A 16,073-nucleotide genomic window follows, 5' to 3' on the forward strand; every position below is an offset into this window, starting at 1 on the left:
AGCCCGGTAGCTCGTCAGGCTCATAACCTGAAGGCCGCAGGTTCAAATCCTGCCCCCGCAACCAATACTCATAAGACATTCAAGACTTATCAAAGGGCCCGAGGAAACTCAGGGCCCTTTTGGCGTTCAAAATACCGAAGCAGCCGGGCCGAAAACCCGAGGCAATGCTCACTTCCTAGCGACGGATAAAACCCTCCAGACTGTCTTCAGCCGCAATTTGACCTGATGCAAAACAGACAATCAAAAGAAAAAACCGTGACAACCGATCTATTGCAGATGAAGCCGGCGCGCATTTGCGAGAGGCAGGCGCCAAGGCGGCGTTGATCCCTTGATTATCGGGGCGCGCATCGGACATACTCGCATTCGAACCACAAAGCCACCGGCAAAACGATGCCAGAGACGCAGTGCTGGATCGCGGCGCCATGCGAGAAGATTTTACCTCATGAATACGCGATTTCTCGAGACTTTCCTCTGGGCTGCACGGCTGAACAGCTTTTCGGCAACTGCGGAACGTTTGCACACCACCCAGGCATCCGTGTCTAACCGCATTGCCGCGCTGGAGAGGGAGCTCGGCGTCGTGCTGTTCACGCGCGATGTGCGCTGCGTCAACTTGACGCCAGCCGGTCGTCTGGCGCTGCAGCATGCTGAAAAGATCGTCAACCTGACCGGGGAGTTCCGGCAGATCGTGAGTAGCCGCGAGGCGCTGAGAGGCACAGTGCGTATCGGCGCTGCGGATACGATTGTCTACGCGTGGTTACCACAACTCATTCGCCGTATGAATGAACGATATCCCGGTGTCAGCCTGGATCTGACCATCGATACCAGCCTGAAATTATCCCAGCGCATTCAGAACGGTGAGGTGGATGTCGGTTTCATCATGGGGCCGGTCATGGCTGCGAATATCTATAATTCGCCGCTCTGCACATTCGAATCCTGTTGGGTCGGCGCGATGGAACTGGCGTTGCCGGAAACGGATGTCACGCTCGAAGATATCGCGCATTTTCCGCTGCTTACCTTCTCGACAGGATCGCAGCCGCATCAGGCACTGCGCGCGTTGCTTGATTCCCACGGGCTGTCTGACAGCCGTATCTATAATTCCAACTCCCTGTCGATCATGACCCGCCTTGTGGCCGCCGCCGTTGGCGTGGGTGCATTGCCGCGCGTGCTGGTGGACGGTATCATCAAATCAGGCGAAGCGCGTATTCTCGATATCACGCCGTCGGTTCCGCCTCTGACCTTTCACACCGTTTATCAGGAGCGGGGCGACAACGCGCTTGCCCGCGCCATTGCCGACATGGCGACGGAAATCGTCAGTGAAACCACAACGCAATGGATGACGGCTGCCGCCTAAATTTTATGCTGCACCGCAAAACGATTAATCTATAAGCTTACCTTATGGGGTTCGATAGAGTTTTTCCGTTTGTAATGGAAACAGTTCCCGTTCTTAATTCTCCTCGCAACATGAGAGGAGAGCAACGTGAAAGTCTCACTTGTTCAAATGAATACCCAGAATGACAAGGCAGAAAACCTGAAGGTTGCTGCCGATCTAATTGAGAAAGCAGTTAAGGCGGATAATCCTGACCTTGTTGTTCTTCCAGAATACTTCGCATTTCTTGGGGATAATCCTCAAGAGATGCATGAAAGCGGGGAAGAATTCCCCGGCGGCGAAATCTACGCGCTGCTGTCGGGACTGGCGAAGAAGCACGCGATCACGCTGCATGCCGGTTCCATCGTCGAGAAGGAAGGCAATCGCTTCTACAATTCGACACTCGTTTTTGGTCCGGACGGTAATCAGATCGCCCGCTACCGCAAAATTCATCTGTTCGACGTCGATACGCCGAACGGCATCAGCTATCGCGAGTCCGATTCAGTCGCCCGAGGCGAAGATGTCGTGACCTACAAGGTGGGTGACAAGACGGTTGGTTGTGGTATTTGCTACGATATTCGCTTCCCCGAACTGTTCCGCGCCCTGCGGGATAAAGGTGCAGACGTCATCGTTCTGCCAGCCGCCTTCACCCTGATGACAGGCAAGGATCATTGGGAAGTGCTGGCCCGCGCCCGCGCCGTCGAAACCCAGACCTACTTTCTGGCTGTCGGCCAGATCGGCACCCATGCGGGTGGCAAGAAGGCCTGCTGGGGGCATTCCATGGTCATCGATCCGTGGGGCCACATCGTTACGCAATGCTCCGACAGTGTTGGAACTGCCGGCGCTGCCCTCGACTTCGACTATTCGGCCAAGGTGCGCGCCAACGTGCCGGTGGCAAACCACCACGTTCTCTGATCGGAGAAAGACCCAATGTTTATCGTCAACCCAATGCCGGACCAGATCGACGCGGACATCATCGAACTTCTTGAAAAGGTCGAAGTCGCAACGATCGGTCATGTGCTTCATTCCGGCTTCGTCGATCCTGAAATCCGGGCGGTCCTTCCGGGCAAGCGGGTGGCGGGCACCGCCGTCACGCTGCGTATCCCAAACGCGGATTCGACCATGCTCCACTATCTGACGCAGCTCGTGCGTCCGGGCGATATCGTCCTGATCGACCGTTGCGGTGATACCCGTCACGCCTGCTGGGGCGGTGTCATCACCAACACCATGAAGATGGCCGGCGTTAAGGCCGGTGTCGTCGATGGCCCGGCGACCGATTTCTCGGAGTTCACCAAGGTCGACATGCCCATGTGGTGCCGCGGCCCGTCGCCCATCACCACCAAGATCCTTGGGCTGGAAGGCGCGATCAATGTTCCGATCAGCGTCGGTGGCCAGATGATCAATCCGGGTGATGCGATCCTGTGCGATGAAAGCGGCGTTGTCGCCCTTCATCCGAGCCAGGCCCGCGCCATGGCGGAACGCGCCATCAGCATGCAGGAGGCCGAGATCGTGCTTCTGGAACGCCTGCGCAACGGCGAGAAGCTGCCGGATATTTCAGGTGCCAACAAATTCGTCCAGGCCAAGCTGAGCGCCTGACACAATCTTACGGGTGGCGGACCCGTTCGCCACTCCCAATAACAATAGAGGAGAACAGGACAATGAAGAAATCGATACTTCTGAGTGGGATTCTCATGCTTGGAGCGGCCGCCCTTCCGGCGCATGCCCAGCAGACCGTAACGTTCCTCGGCTATAGCGGCCTTTTCCAGGAGCGTTATACCAAGGCCGTCATCGAACCTTTCATGGCTGCCAACCCTGATATCAAGGTCGAATATTTCCCGCAGCAGGGCTCTGCCGCCATGCTTGGCTCGCTGCGCGCGCAGAAAGCCGCCCCGCAATCGGATATCGCGCTGATGGATGTCTCCGTGGCCAAAACCGGCACGGATGAAGGTCTGTTCGACAAGATCGATGAAAGCGTCACCAAGAATGTCGCCGACCTCTATCCCAATGCGCGTTTCGAAGGCGTGGCTGGCGTTGGCGTAACGTTCGACAATCTCGTACTCATTTACAATACCGACGCCATCAAGACGGCGCCTGACAGCTGGAATGCCCTGAAGGATAGCGCCCTCAAGGGCAAAGTCGCCATGCTGAGCGCCCCCGATATCGTCGGTATCGGCACGACCATCATCATGAATCACATGAATGGCGGCACCGACTTCATCAAGAACATCGATGCCGGCATCAATGCCATGGCTGAAGTTGCCCCAAACGTCCAGACCTGGGAGCCCAAGCCGGAAGTCTATCCGAATGTCGTCAACGGCCAGGTGTCGCTGGGCGTGGGCTGGAATGCCCGCAGCCAGGTGAATGCCGATGGTTCCAAGGGCAAGATGAAGGTCGTCCTTCCGAAGGAAGGCACGATCCTCCAGATCAATACGCTCAATCTCGTCAAGGGTGGCCCGTCGTCAGAAGCCGCGCGAAAGTTCGTTGATTATGCGCTGAGCCCGGAAGCCCAGGCCGCCTTTACCGCCGCCATGTATTATGCGCCGACCAACTCCAAATCCACGGTCGCTGCCGATGTGAGCGAGCGCACGGTCGTCAAGGCGATGGACAAGGTCATCCCCGTGGACTGGATTGGCCTCTCCAAGGTCCGCGACCAGATTACGCAGGACTGGCGCCGCAAGGTCATTCCGCTCAGCCGTTGAGACTTTGCGCCGAGCGCAAAATGAAAGGATTTCCGCAACCTCCACAGCGGTTGCGGAAACGGCATATCAAACCCCCTCGGCTCATTTCTTCTGTCGGCGCTGGGGCGACAGAAGGGGTGAACTGACGCGGCGATGCATTCCGAGCGGGCCGACAGGCCTGCAGAAACGGAGGCGCCGCGAAACAGCGTCGCGAATTTTCGCGGCGCCTGCTTAGATCAAGGGACAGGGCATTTCCGCTCCCCTGCGGGCTGGAGGTGTTCTGGAGAAAGGCAAGAAGCCATAATGGGAACTTCAGATATCATGCAGCCAGGATTCCTCTCGATTCGTTCACTGACCAAGCGCTACGAGACCATCGTCGCCGTGGATAATCTCAATCTCGAGATTCCCAAGGGTGAGCTGGTTGCCTTCCTCGGGCCTTCGGGCTGCGGCAAGTCGACGTCGTTGCGGATGATTGCAGGCCTCTCTCCCGTCTCCTCGGGTTCGATCCTGATCGACGGTAAGGACGTGACGAAGCTTGCGCCCTACAAGCGGGACATTGGCCTCGTTTTCCAGAGCTACGCGCTCTTTCCCCATATGACGGTCCTCAAGAACGTCATGTTCGGTCTTGAAATGCGCAAGGTGCCGGCTGCCGAAGCGGAACGGCGTGCCCGTGAAGCCATTGCCATGGTCCGTCTGGAGGGGCGTGAAGACCGCCGCCCAGCCCAGCTTTCCGGGGGCCAGCAGCAGCGCGTCGCACTGGCGCGCGCCCTCGTCATCCAGCCCTCCATCCTTTTGTTCGACGAACCCCTTTCCAATCTCGATGCCAAGCTGCGTGACGAGATGCGCGCTGAAATCCGGCGCATCCAGAAACAGCTCGGCATCACATCCATCTTCGTCACGCATGATCAGGTCGAGGCGCTCAGCATGTGTGACAAGGTCGCCGTGCTCAACGGCGGTCGCCTGGAACAGCTCGGCACACCGCACGATCTCTATGAGCGCCCGGCGACCGCTTTCGTCGCCTCCTTTGTCGGCCGCACCAACAGGCTGATCGGCAATGCGGCGGGCGACCGCATCACGGTTGGTGATGCGGTGCTGCGCGCGCCCGGCGCGCATAGTGGCGAAATCGACCTGATGGTACGGCCGCATCGTATGGCCATGACGGTCGCCGGCGATGCCGCGCCCGATTTCGACGGCGCGCCCGTCAATCGCATCGCCGGCGAAGTCCGCGATGTCTATTATGCGGGTGACATCCTGCATTACGAGATTGCCGCCGGCGGGCAGACCCTGTCCGTGGAGCGTGCGACCTCGGGCGGCGAGACGCCGGTTTCGGCAGGTAGCGCAGTCAGTCTTGTCTGGCGCGTGGAAGATACTCTTGTCTTCGGAGCGAACCGATGACAGCGGCGGTCATGATCACGGCTCCCGGCGGCCGCACCTCTTCCATCGTTTTTCTCGCAACCCTTCTTCTTGGGCCGATCATTGCGGTCAACGGTCTGGCCTTCGTCATGCCCGTTTTCAATCTGCTTCTGCTTTCCTTCCGCGAAAGCCTCGGCGGCGGCGGCCTTGGGGAAGCGCACACGCTCGAAAACTGGTCGTCAACACTGACGGACGGTTTCTATATCGAACTGATCGGTCAGAGCATTCTCACCAGCCTTCTGATCACCGTCCTGACGCTTGTCGCCTCCTATCCCATCGCGCTTTATCTTCACCGGGCACAGGGCCGCTGGAAGACGCTGCTGCTGGTGCTGGTCATTTCACCGCTGCTCACGTCGGCGGTGGTGCGCACCTATGGCTGGATCGCGATCCTTGCGGATGACGGCCTCATCAACAACATCCTCTTCGCGCTGGGCGCTGAAAGCGGCGTGCGTCTTCTGTTCAACAAGATCGGCGTCGTCATCGGGCTCACCGAAATCCTGATGCCCTACATGATCCTGGCGCTGCTCGCCGGTTTCGGCAGGCTTGATCCACGTGTCGAGGAGGCCGCGGAAACGCTCGGCGCATCCCCCTGGAAAGTGTTCTGGCGGATCATCGTACCGCTCACCATGCCCGGTGTGGCGCTGGGCTGTCTGCTCTCCTTCGTTCTGGCGGTCAGCTCGTTCATTACACCCAAGCTGCTCGGCGGCGGCCGTGTCTTCCTTCTGGCAACGGAAATCTACGATCAGGCCATCGTGACGCTCAACTGGCCTCTGGCCGCGACGCTCTCGATGATCATCCTCGTGATCTTCGGTGCCGCTCTGGTGCTCTATTCCCGGCTTCTGCGGGCCATTCTGTAAAGGAGATCGAAGATGGAAGAACGTCCCGCTCCGCTGGCGCTGAAAATCGTCGCCTTCATCATGTTCCTATTTCTGCTTGCGCCTGTCGTGCTCGTCGTGCCGATCTCGTTTTCGGCCGACAGCTACATGAGCTTCCCGCCTTCGGGCTGGAGCCTGCGCTGGTATGTCGATCTCATGCACAATTCCAAGATGATTGGTGCCCTGGGCACCAGCACGCTTCTTGCGATCATCGTCACCGTGCTGTCCATGCTGATCGCGCTGCCCGCCTCCTATGCCATCGTGCGGATGCGGGTGCTCGGCGCGGATGCATTGCTCGCCTTCTTTACAGCACCGCTGCTTCTGCCAACCATCGTTCTCGGCCTTGCGATCCTGATCGTCTTTGCCGGCGCGGGCCTGCTCGGCACCTTTACCGGTCTGGTGATCGCCCATCTTATCATCGTCTTGCCCTATGCGCTGCGTGTGCTAACCACCTCGCTTGCGGGCCTGCCGTTGATCTTCGAGGAGGCCGCCTCCACGCTTGGGGCATCACCGCTCACCGTCTTTAGCCGGGTCACCATGCCGATGATTGCGCCCGGCATCGTTGCGACGGCAGCACTTTCCTTTCTCGTCTCGTTCGATGAAGCCGTGATTTCGCTGTTCCTCACCGGTCCGCGCATCACTACTCTTCCCGTCGCGATGTATCAGCATGTCGAAACCCAGGCCGATCCGCTTGTTGCCGCCATTTCCGTTCTTCTGATCGTGCTGACGCTTGCCGTTGTCCTGATCGTGGACCGCACGGTGGGCCTGACGAAGACCTTCGTGAAATAAGGGCTGGAAGAATGGCATATCGACAGATCGCCGCCGGCACGACCTATCGTTTCGAGGATTTGAAGACCCTGATGGCGAAGGCGACACCGGAAAGGTCCGGCGACCAGCTCGCCGGGCTGTCGGCGGAGGGGCCGGTGGAGCGACTGGCGGCGCAGATGGTGCTTGCCGATCTGCCGCTTTCCACCTTCGTTGCACAGGAATTGATCGCCTCTGATGAGGACGAGATTTCGGCGCTGATCGCTCGCCAGCACGATGCGCAGGCTTTTGCCCCCGTGGCTTCCTTGACGGTTGGAGAGTTTCGCGAATGGCTGCTCAATCCCAGGGTCGGGCAGGCGGAACTCGAAGCGGTGATGTGGGGCCTGACGCCGGAAATGGTGGCGGCGGTCTCAAAGATCATGCGGCTTCAGGATCTGGTGACGGTATCGGCCAAGCGGGAAGTCATAACCCGCTTCCGCAACACGATTGGTCTTTCCGGCCACCTGTCCACCCGCAACCAGCCCAATCATCCCACTGACAATTCCCGAGGCATCGCCATCTCGGCCATTGATGGGCTGCTGCTGGGCAGCGGCGATGCGGTGATCGGCGTTAATCCGGCCACCAGTGCGGTGTCGGACTATATCCGCGTCGTGCAGCTGCTCGATGATCTGCGGCAATGGCTCGACATTCCAACCCAAACCTGCTGCCTTGGCCATGTGACAACGGCGATACGGGCAATGGAACGTGCTGCGCCCGTTGATCTGGTGTTCCAGTCGATTGCCGGTTCCCAGAAGGCCAATGCGGGCTTCGGCGTCGACCTCGCCGTTCTGCGGGAGGCCCATGAGGCGGGTCTGTCGCTGAAGCGTGGAACGATCGGCAGCAACCTCATGTATTTCGAGACGGGGCAGGGTGCTGCCCTGTCGGCGGGTGCGCATTTTGGCATTGATCAGCAAACGATGGAGGCGCGTGCCTATGCCGTGGCGCGCGAATTCTCACCGCTTCTGGTCAATACGGTCGTCGGCTTCATCGGTCCCGAATATCTCTACAATGGCAAGCAGATCATCCGCGCCGGCCTGGAAGACCATTTCTGCGGCAAATTGCTCGGCCTGCCGATGGGTGTCGATGTCTGCTACACCAACCATGCCGATGCCGATCAGGAAGACATGGATGTGTTGCTGACCATGCTATGCGCCGCCAATGTCAATTTCGTCATCACCGTGCCCGGTTCGGACGATGTGATGCTGAATTACCAGACGCTTTCCCATCATGATTCCATCTATGCCCGCGAAACGCTGAAGCGTCGGCCCGCGCCGGAATTCGACGCGTGGCTGGTCGCTATGGGCGTCACGGATGCCGCTGGCGATATGATCGAGAACCCGGCGCTGATGAACCGCGGCCTTCGCGAACTCGATTTTCTGGCAAAGGACGCTGCCTGATGCGCCATCCCCGATCCTTCCTCATCTCGGGTCCGCCGGAACGTCTCAAGGCCCTGCGGGTTGCAACCGATGCAAGGGTGGCGCTTGGTCGCGCCGGCGCGGGCCTGCCCACGGGCGCGGCGCAGAGATTTCTGCTGGATCATGCGCAGGCGCGTCAGGCCGTGTGGCGTCCGCTGGATGTTGACAGGGTGGAGCGTGAGTTGCGTGAGGCGGGTGCTGATATCGTGCATGTCGCAAGCCGCGCGCCAGGCCGTGCGGATTATCTGCGGCGCCCCGATCTCGGTCGCGCGCTCTCAGCCGAGGGCCGTGCTGCGCTGGAAGGGCATGGCAAAGGGGCCGACGTCGCGCTGGTGATCGCCGATGGGCTTTCGGCGACGGCTGTGGAGATGAATGCCGTATCGGTAGCAACGGCGCTGCTGGAAGCGCTGGCACGTGAAGGGTTGGCGGTCGCGCCGGTCACTCTTGCCACGCAGGCGCGGGTGGCATTGGCGGACGATGTGGGCGCTGCGCTTGGAGCAAAGGTGTCGGTGATCCTGATTGGCGAACGGCCCGGCCTTTCGGCCGCCGACAGTCTGGGGGCCTATGTCACCTTCGGGCCAGAGACCGGATTGCCCGATTCCCGCCGAAACTGCATCTCGAACATTCGCGATGGCGGCGTGTCGCCCGCCGAAGCTGCCCGCAGGATCATGGCCCTGATCAGCGCCATGTGCCAGCAGCAGACGAGTGGCGTGACACTGATTGAATCCGAAAGGCCGGTGACGGCTTTGTCCGACTAACAGCAGACCGAATCTCATTCTCAGGCACGACCCGGCAGGGTGAATCGGCTCGATCCGTCGCGCCTGCCGATTGCGTTTTTGAACCACTAAAATGAAGGGACGTCATGGTCCAGAACCCCTCCATAAAATTCGACATCGCCGTCATCGGGGCCGGGGTGGTCGGTTGCGCGGTTGCCCGTCGTTTCGCGCTGGCCGGTGCGAAAGTCGTGGTCATCGAAAAAGGTTCAGATATCCTTTCCGGGGCGTCGAAGGCCAACAGCGCCATCCTGCATACCGGCTTCGACGCGCCGGAAGGCAGTCTGGAACTGGAGCTGGTGAAGGCAGGCCGGGCGGAATATCTGTCGATTCATGGGCAGATGGGCCTCATCCTTGTTGAAACCGGCGCGCTGGTCTGCGCGTGGAATATCGACGAGGCGCAAAGTCTGGAAGCGATCGCCGGGCAGGGGCGGCGCAACGGGATTGCGGAACTCGGTCTCCTCACGGCGCGGCAGGCCCGGGAAACCATGCCGGGCTTGTCGGGCCATCTTATTGCCGCGCTCGACGTTCCCGGCGAACATGTCATCGATCCGTGGTCCGCACCGCTGGGTTATCTCACACAGGCGGTGGCGCTGGGCGCGCAGCTGGTGTGCAACGCCGAAGTCCTGTCCGGCGTGTTCGACGGGGCATGGCGTATCGAGACGACCGCGGGTCCGATCCTTGCGGCAGGCGTTGTCAATGCCGCGGGGCTGTTCGGCGATATTGTTGATGCGCGGCTCGGCCTTGTCCCGGACTTCACCATCAAGCCTCGCAAGGGACAATTCGTCGTTCTCGACAAGGCTGCCCGCCGGCATGTGCCGCGCATCGTCCTGCCGGTTCCCACCGAAATCACCAAGGGCATCGTGGTGTGTCCGACCGCCTTCGGCAACGTTCTCATCGGCCCGACGGCGGAAGAGCAGGATGATCGCGACCGCGCGACGGTCGAGACGGCTGCGCTGGAAGCGCTGCTGAAGCGCGGCACGGAGATCGTTCCAGCGCTGGCCTCCGTTTCCGTGACGGCTGTCTATGCCGGCTTGCGCCCGGCCTCTGAAAAGAAGCATTACCGGATCTCTGCGCGGCCGGACCGGCGGGCGATAACGCTTGGCGGCGTCCGTTCCACGGGCCTCAGCGCGGCACTCGGTCTGGCGCAGCATGCTCTGGCGCTTCACGAAAGTTTCGGCACTAGCTTTGTGCCCCCTCCCGTGGTGCCAGAGGTAAGGATGCCGAACCTCACCGAAACCTGCGAGCGCGACTGGCAGCGCGCCGATCATGGCGAAATCATCTGCCATTGCGAACTTGTCACCCGGCGCGAGATCGACGCGACATTTTCCAGTCCGGTGCCGCCGGGCGATTTCGGCGGGCTGCGGCGGCGCACCCGCGCCGGCATGGGGCGCTGTCAGGGTTTTTACTGCAATGCCCGGCTGGCAGCGATGACGGGCGACCGTCTGGCTGTACCGCTTGCAGTCCGTGCGGGAGACGACCGATGAACGTCTTGCAGCCTTTTCAGCAGACGTGTGAAAATGTTCCAAATGCGGATGTCATCGTAGTCGGTGGTGGCCCGGCGGGTGTGGCGGCAGCGCTGGAGCTGAAGGCCCGTGGCATTGCGCGCGTGATGATCCTCGAACGTGAACCGGCACTGGGCGGCGCGACCCGGCATTGTTCGCACTCGCCCTTCGGCATGCGCGAATTCGGACGCATCTATTTCGGCCCGGCCTATGCGCAACGCCTGCAGCGGCAGGCGCAGAATGCCGGTGTGGATATCCGCACCGGTCATTCCGTTGTGGAACTGGGACAGGACGGCTCGCTGCTGGTGACATCGGCGCGCGGGGTCGAAACGTTGAAGGCGCGGCGCATCGTGCTCGCCACCGGCGCGCGGGAAAAACCACGCTCCGTGCGGCTTCTTCCGGGCGACCGGCCGGTGGGCGTGATCACAACAGGCACGCTGCAATCTTATGTCGCCTTTCACGGCATCATGCCCTTTCGCCGGCCGCTTATCATTGGTTCGGAACTGGTGTCCTTCTCCGCGCTCCTCACCTGTCTGACGCATCATGCGCGGCCAGTGGCGATGATCGAGCCCGAGTCGAAACCGCTGGCGCGGTCGTTTTTCCGGTGGTTCCCGCGGCTGGTTGGCGTGCCGTTTCATTGCCATGCGGTGGTCACGGATATTCGTGGGCGCGACCGTGTCGAGGAGGCAGACATCCGGCTGGCGGATGGCCGGGTCCTGACCGTCAAGTGCGATGGTGTTCTTCTGACCGGGCGGTTCACACCGGAGGCCGCACTTCTGAACGCATCCCCGGTCGATGTTGCGGCGGGCAGCGCGGGGCCGATGATCGATCAGGACGGCCGAATGGCCAACCCGATCTTCTTTGCCGGAGGGAACATATTGCGGGCCGTGGAAACGGGTGGCTGGTCGTTCCGCGAAGGCAGACGCGTGGGCGCCGCCGTCGCCGCCGATCTCGCCCGCGAGCCCGGTAATGACCGGCCAGTGCCTGTCACTTTCGCCGATCCCATCAAACTCGCCGTACCCACCATGGTGCGATCGCAGGGACTTGAGCGGCAGGCTTTTCGCGATTTTCAGCTGCGCTTTACCAGACGTGTTCGAGGCAGGCTTTCGCTTCATCTCGATGGAACGGAAGTGTGGAGCAAGGCGGGCCTGTGGCTGCCTGAGCGCCGTGTGCTTGTGCCTATTCCCCGCGCCGCTGTTGAAGCGAGCCAAATTGCCTTTCACTTCCGGGAGGCGGATTGATGCGCATTGCAGCTATCGATCAGGGAACGACATCAACCCGATGCCTCGTGGTAAGCGACGGCGGGAAGGCAGAGGTGGTCGCCAGCCTGCGTCATGCGCAATTTTATCCGGCGCCCGGCCATGTGGAGCATGACCCGGAAGAGTTGCTGGGCAACATCCGCGCGGTGCTGGCCGCTGCCGGGCCGGTGGATGGCATCGCCATCGCCAACCAGGGCGAGAGTTGTCTGGCCTGGGACGCCAAAAGCGGCGAGGCGCTCTCTCCGGTCATCGTCTGGCAGGATGCCCGCACTGCGGAAGCGCTGGAAGCCTTACCGCCATCGGTTGCGCAACGATCAAAAGAGATTTGCGGTTTGCCGCTGGACCCCTATTTTTCGGCCAGCAAACTATCCTGGCTGGTGAAGCACAATCCGGCGGTGGCGCAGGCGAGGGCCGAGGGGCGGTTGCGGCTGGGCACCACCGATGCCTTTTTTCTGGATCGGCTGGCGGGCCGTTTCCGCACCGACCTTGCAACGGCTTCGCGCACCGGTCTCATTGATCTGGCAACCGGTGACTGGAGCCCGGAACTTTGCACGCTTCACGGCGTGCCGCTGGATTGCCTGCCCGCCATCGGCCCTGTCGATGGCGGCTTCGGTTCCATCGAGGGAACGCCGATCCGCGTTTCCATCGTTGATCAGCAGGCAGCACTTTATGGCCATGGTTGCCGTAAACCTGGCGATTGCAAGATTACCTTCGGTACGGGAGCTTTCCTGCTGGCCGTGGCAGGGAGTGAACCTCCGCTGAAAGGAGAGCTTCTGCCGACCATTGGCTGGCAAAAGCAGGACGCGCCCGCCATTTTCGCCATCGAAGGCGGGGTCTACGATGCCGGCGCCTCGCTCGAATGGGCGCGAAAGATCGGCCTCTATACTGACAATGCGGAACTCGACGGTTTCGAGGGACCGTCGGCCATTCGCCGTGGCCTCGTATTCGTGCCCGCACTTTCAGGCCTTGCCGCACCCTACTGGGACAGGCAGGCCGTGCCGCTCTTCATTGGCATGGACCATGCCACCGGGCGGGGTGACATGGTGCGGGCCCTGCTTGAGGGCATTGCCTTGCTGACGGTTCGATTGATCGAGGCGGCGCAGGCCGTCGTTCCCGTCGGCGATACGATTTCCATCGATGGCGGCCTGTCGAACAGTCGCTATTTCGCCCGTTTCCTGGCTGCTGCCAGTGGCCGGACTATTCGCGTTCCGGCCATGCGCGAATTGACGGCGCTTGGTCTGGCGGAACTATGCGACATCAATGTCGCCGCCATGCGAAACGATACCGAGATATTTACACCTGATGGTTCGGTTGAAACCGCAGACCACGCTCGGTTTGCGCGCGCGATCGACAATGCACGGGGCTGGCGCAGCCCGTGAGGCCTTGCCACTCACATGGCGTCCGACGACACCCACCTGTTCCGTCCCGTCTGCTTGGCGTTTAGAAGAGCGGCATCCGCTCTTTCCAATACGCTGCTTACGGTCCCCGCCTCTGGTGACGTTGCGATGCCGATAGAGATGGTAACCGGATCAAGCAGGCGGCCACGATAGGTAAACGGCGCCCGTTCAACGGCGTATCGAAGTTTTTCCGCAAGTTTGATCGCATCTTCAATGCCCGCGGCGGGCATCAGCACGGTGAATTCCTCACCGCCGAAACGGAATAATTCACCCAGATTGCCAACGGCCTCCGAAAGGACCTGGGCGACATATTGCATTACCGCGTCTCCGGCATCATGGCCGAAGCGGTCATTGAAGCGCTTGAAATGGTCGATGTCGAGCATCAGGCAGGCAAGCGTGCTGGTTGGCTTTTCAATATGCCTGTTCAGCGCCTCATCGAGAGACCGACGGTTCAAAAGACCGGTCAAGGCATCCTGTTTTGCCATGCCGACCAGTCGCTGCCGAAGCTGAAGATTTGCAACGGCAAGGCCGATATTTTCGGCGAGGAGTTCCAGATACAGGCGCTCTGCCTCCAGAGCCTCGCTGCTTTGCGGAATTTCAAGATACAATAAGCCAACGGTGTCGCCCAATGCCGTCAGTGGTATGCACAGGCCCGTTCCAAAATTTCCCTGGAGGTGGTGGCAGACGACATCGTCGCCGTCCGGTTTGCTGGCATGGGGGCGTCCGCGGCGGAGCGCCCAGCAATCGTCTATCGAAAACTCCGGGGCGGAAGATGAAGGATCGGACCATTGGCCCGTCGATTGAAGGACCGGACTATGTTCCTTGAGCACGAGCAGCCGGCCGGCGATGGCGGGGAAAATCTGCGGCATGAATTTCGAGACGACGTCGGATAATTCATCCTGATTCTGACAGGCCTGAATCCGATGCATCATTTGCAGGATCAGGTCCTTTATGCGCTGGTTCTTGCGATGCTCCGCGTCAAGCCGTTCCCGTTCCAGCCCGTTGCTGCGGAAAATCCTGATGGCCTGATTCATTTCGCCAATCTCGTCACGGCGTCCTTCGTCGGGAACGTCGATACTGTAATCCTGGCGGGCAAGGCGCATGACAATATTGCTCATCCTGATGAGGGGTACGGCAACGCGCCTGCTGAGGACGAAATAGAGTACGGCTACAAACATCAGGGCGGTCAGGGCAAGCATGACCTTGGCGATCGACCCGTAGAAATCGCTTCGGCTTTTGGCCTGGTCAACCGTTGCCTGCGATCGGGCTGCAATGGTCTGCCTCAGCGTCTCGACGGTGCTCACCAGACCCGTATGCAGTTGATAATATTCATCGCCAAACAGGAGTTGTTGCGCATCGTTCTGGCGGCCCGATCGATAGAGACCGATGGCCTCGCGCTCCATCTTGTCCAGTGCATCGGCACGCTTGCGTATATCCATAAATGTGCTGGACTCTTCCAGGGAAACCCCGTGGGCGGTCAGTTTAGGCAGGGTGTTCTCGAGGCGGTTCTCCTGATCTTCATCGACGTAAAATTTCGCCAGGTGCTGCTCATCGCCGCGCATGACGTAAAGACGCGCCTCCTCGGTACGCTCATCCGCAATGATCGCCAGCTCCTCAGCGAGATCGTTGAGATCAAGGTGAGTTTGGATCGCCACACGCTCCTGGGAGGCGCTTCTGGCCGACAGAATGAACGTCGTTGCCGATACTGTCGTGAGCACGAGGGTTACGGCATAAGCCAGGTTCGTGATGGTGCTGAGTCGCATGATGGGCGCCGTCTGCTTGCCGCAAGGTGTGATGACCGGATGCGGCGGGTCTAATTTCAGTGTCTGCTTATTTTAAGCCACCTCGTTAAACGGGAAGTCAACGCTCCGGTTACATCTGCACGCTGCCAACGGGAGCGAAACCGCGGCAATTTCGAAATCAAGGGCCGCTCGCTGTCTCATTTCGAACAGCCACCCGCGTACCAAAAGTTGTTATCGGAGATTGACTCTCGTTTAAGAGTAAGTGAGCTTCGGTAAAGATGGGGCATCGTTCTGACGCGGCCCGCTAAAAAGTCAAACATCACCGAAATTGGACATTGATATGAGAACTGTAATTGCCGCCCTCGGCTTCGTTGCCGTTTCGAGTTCCGCTTTTGCCGCTTCTTGCGAAAAAAACTTCACGGTTTCAGGCGTTCCGATGGTAACGGCCGTTTCCTATAAATCCTGGCAGGAATTGCCGAAGGCAAAGGCGTCAACAGTTCTCCAGAAGCTTGCCCAGGCCGTGGCAGCGGAAGGTTTCTCCGGTATCCAGGTCAACAAGGCTTTGTCATCGGTCGATGCGCATCAGGAGACGACCGGGAGCGGGAGAGTTCAGACCCTTCGGGTTGTCGCGCGGCAGAAGGGCGCGGGTGTGCGGATTGACGTTGTGTTCAATATTCAGGCGGGGCAGATCACCGACAAGAACGTCGTTCGCACAGGCATCTGCAACATCATCAGCGGCGCCTGATAAAAAGCGGCAGCGCGGCGGAGCCATTATTACCCTGGCGGAGATCGAGATCGTCCAGTCGTTCGACAAAATGGACGATCTCCTCAATAGGCGGAGGATTT

The 16,073-nt window shown here is 60.1% G+C and carries 14 protein-coding genes; 13 read left to right on the forward strand and 1 reads right to left on the reverse strand.

The annotated features are described in order from the left end of the window. The first annotated feature begins 442 nt into the window (after nucleotides 1–442). From AC1ROR_RS21220 to AC1ROR_RS21275, 12 genes are all read left to right on the forward strand, one after another. Entirely contained in the window at nucleotides 443–1,351 is a 909-nt protein-coding gene (locus tag AC1ROR_RS21220) for a LysR family transcriptional regulator (RefSeq protein WP_035228482.1), read from the forward strand. A gap of 126 nt (nucleotides 1,352–1,477) precedes the next feature. After that, on the forward strand, nucleotides 1,478–2,281 hold the full coding sequence (locus AC1ROR_RS21225; protein ID WP_498590641.1) for a carbon-nitrogen hydrolase family protein: 804 nt from the start codon (nucleotides 1,478–1,480) through the stop codon (nucleotides 2,279–2,281). 15 nt (nucleotides 2,282–2,296) lie between these two features. Then, nucleotides 2,297–2,962: an RraA family protein gene (locus tag AC1ROR_RS21230; RefSeq protein WP_035228478.1), complete on the forward strand. Its 666-nt coding sequence runs from the start codon at nucleotides 2,297–2,299 to the stop codon at nucleotides 2,960–2,962. A gap of 62 nt (nucleotides 2,963–3,024) precedes the next feature. Beyond that, nucleotides 3,025–4,065, forward strand: a complete 1,041-nt coding sequence (locus AC1ROR_RS21235) for an ABC transporter substrate-binding protein (protein WP_035228476.1) — start codon at nucleotides 3,025–3,027, stop codon at nucleotides 4,063–4,065. 300 nt (nucleotides 4,066–4,365) lie between these two features. Continuing rightward, nucleotides 4,366–5,439: an ABC transporter ATP-binding protein gene (locus tag AC1ROR_RS21240; RefSeq protein ID WP_498590642.1), complete on the forward strand. Its 1,074-nt coding sequence runs from the start codon at nucleotides 4,366–4,368 to the stop codon at nucleotides 5,437–5,439. Then, nucleotides 5,436–6,314, forward strand: coding sequence for an ABC transporter permease (locus AC1ROR_RS21245; protein WP_035228474.1), 879 nt, complete (start codon nucleotides 5,436–5,438; stop codon nucleotides 6,312–6,314). Before AC1ROR_RS21240 ends, AC1ROR_RS21245 begins: the two co-directional genes overlap by 4 nt. Before the next feature lie 12 nt (nucleotides 6,315–6,326). Further along, nucleotides 6,327–7,121, forward strand: coding sequence for an ABC transporter permease (locus AC1ROR_RS21250; RefSeq protein ID WP_035228471.1), 795 nt, complete (start codon nucleotides 6,327–6,329; stop codon nucleotides 7,119–7,121). Between the two features lie 11 nt (nucleotides 7,122–7,132). After that, on the forward strand, nucleotides 7,133–8,533 hold the full coding sequence (locus AC1ROR_RS21255) for an ethanolamine ammonia-lyase subunit EutB (protein ID WP_498590643.1): 1,401 nt from the start codon (nucleotides 7,133–7,135) through the stop codon (nucleotides 8,531–8,533). Further along, entirely contained in the window at nucleotides 8,533–9,309 is a 777-nt protein-coding gene (gene eutC / locus AC1ROR_RS21260) for an ethanolamine ammonia-lyase subunit EutC (RefSeq protein ID WP_498590644.1), read from the forward strand. The genes AC1ROR_RS21255 and eutC overlap by 1 nt, the downstream gene beginning before the upstream one ends. Before the next feature lie 104 nt (nucleotides 9,310–9,413). Then, nucleotides 9,414–10,811, forward strand: coding sequence for an NAD(P)/FAD-dependent oxidoreductase (locus AC1ROR_RS21265; RefSeq protein ID WP_498590645.1), 1,398 nt, complete (start codon nucleotides 9,414–9,416; stop codon nucleotides 10,809–10,811). After that, entirely contained in the window at nucleotides 10,808–12,070 is a 1,263-nt protein-coding gene (locus AC1ROR_RS21270) for an NAD(P)/FAD-dependent oxidoreductase (RefSeq protein ID WP_498590646.1), read from the forward strand. Before AC1ROR_RS21265 ends, AC1ROR_RS21270 begins: the two co-directional genes overlap by 4 nt. Beyond that, the gene (locus tag AC1ROR_RS21275) at nucleotides 12,070–13,467 is read left to right on the forward strand and encodes an FGGY family carbohydrate kinase (protein ID WP_498590647.1); all 1,398 of its coding nucleotides are present in this window, start codon (nucleotides 12,070–12,072) and stop codon (nucleotides 13,465–13,467) included. Before AC1ROR_RS21270 ends, AC1ROR_RS21275 begins: the two co-directional genes overlap by 1 nt. 11 nt (nucleotides 13,468–13,478) lie before the next feature. On the opposite strand, the gene AC1ROR_RS21280 is transcribed toward AC1ROR_RS21275, so the two are convergent. After that, nucleotides 13,479–15,248 carry a sensor domain-containing diguanylate cyclase gene (locus AC1ROR_RS21280; protein ID WP_498590648.1) on the reverse strand — a complete coding sequence of 590 codons (1,770 nt, stop codon included), beginning with the start codon at nucleotides 15,246–15,248 and terminating at the stop codon, nucleotides 13,479–13,481. Nucleotides 15,249–15,567: 319 nt separating this feature from the next. Between AC1ROR_RS21280 and AC1ROR_RS21285 the strand changes: the two genes are divergently transcribed. Next, the gene (locus AC1ROR_RS21285; protein ID WP_035223908.1) at nucleotides 15,568–15,972 is read left to right on the forward strand and encodes a hypothetical protein; all 405 of its coding nucleotides are present in this window, start codon (nucleotides 15,568–15,570) and stop codon (nucleotides 15,970–15,972) included. The last annotated feature ends 101 nt before the right edge of the window (nucleotides 15,973–16,073 follow it).

This window comes from Agrobacterium sp. GW821-FHT14E08 (assembly GCF_058803865.1).

Excerpts from the sequence above, each read along its gene's own strand:
- AC1ROR_RS21220 (WP_035228482.1), top strand. The coding sequence starts at position 443 with ATGAATACGCGATTTCTCGAGACTTTCCTCTGGGCTGCACGGCTGAAC.
- AC1ROR_RS21230 (WP_035228478.1), top strand. The coding sequence starts at position 2,297 with ATGTTTATCGTCAACCCAATGCCGGACCAGATCGACGCGGACATCATC.
- AC1ROR_RS21235 (WP_035228476.1), top strand. The coding sequence starts at position 3,025 with ATGAAGAAATCGATACTTCTGAGTGGGATTCTCATGCTTGGAGCGGCC.
- AC1ROR_RS21240 (WP_498590642.1), top strand. The coding sequence starts at position 4,366 with ATGCAGCCAGGATTCCTCTCGATTCGTTCACTGACCAAGCGCTACGAG.
- AC1ROR_RS21245 (WP_035228474.1), top strand. The coding sequence starts at position 5,436 with ATGACAGCGGCGGTCATGATCACGGCTCCCGGCGGCCGCACCTCTTCC.
- AC1ROR_RS21250 (WP_035228471.1), top strand. The coding sequence starts at position 6,327 with ATGGAAGAACGTCCCGCTCCGCTGGCGCTGAAAATCGTCGCCTTCATC.
- AC1ROR_RS21255 (WP_498590643.1), top strand. The coding sequence starts at position 7,133 with ATGGCATATCGACAGATCGCCGCCGGCACGACCTATCGTTTCGAGGAT.
- eutC (WP_498590644.1), top strand. The coding sequence starts at position 8,533 with ATGCGCCATCCCCGATCCTTCCTCATCTCGGGTCCGCCGGAACGTCTC.
- AC1ROR_RS21265 (WP_498590645.1), top strand. The coding sequence starts at position 9,414 with ATGGTCCAGAACCCCTCCATAAAATTCGACATCGCCGTCATCGGGGCC.
- AC1ROR_RS21270 (WP_498590646.1), top strand. The coding sequence starts at position 10,808 with ATGAACGTCTTGCAGCCTTTTCAGCAGACGTGTGAAAATGTTCCAAAT.
- AC1ROR_RS21275 (WP_498590647.1), top strand. The coding sequence starts at position 12,070 with ATGCGCATTGCAGCTATCGATCAGGGAACGACATCAACCCGATGCCTC.
- AC1ROR_RS21280 (WP_498590648.1), bottom strand. The coding sequence starts at position 15,248 with ATGCGACTCAGCACCATCACGAACCTGGCTTATGCCGTAACCCTCGTG.
- AC1ROR_RS21285 (WP_035223908.1), top strand. The coding sequence starts at position 15,568 with ATGAGAACTGTAATTGCCGCCCTCGGCTTCGTTGCCGTTTCGAGTTCC.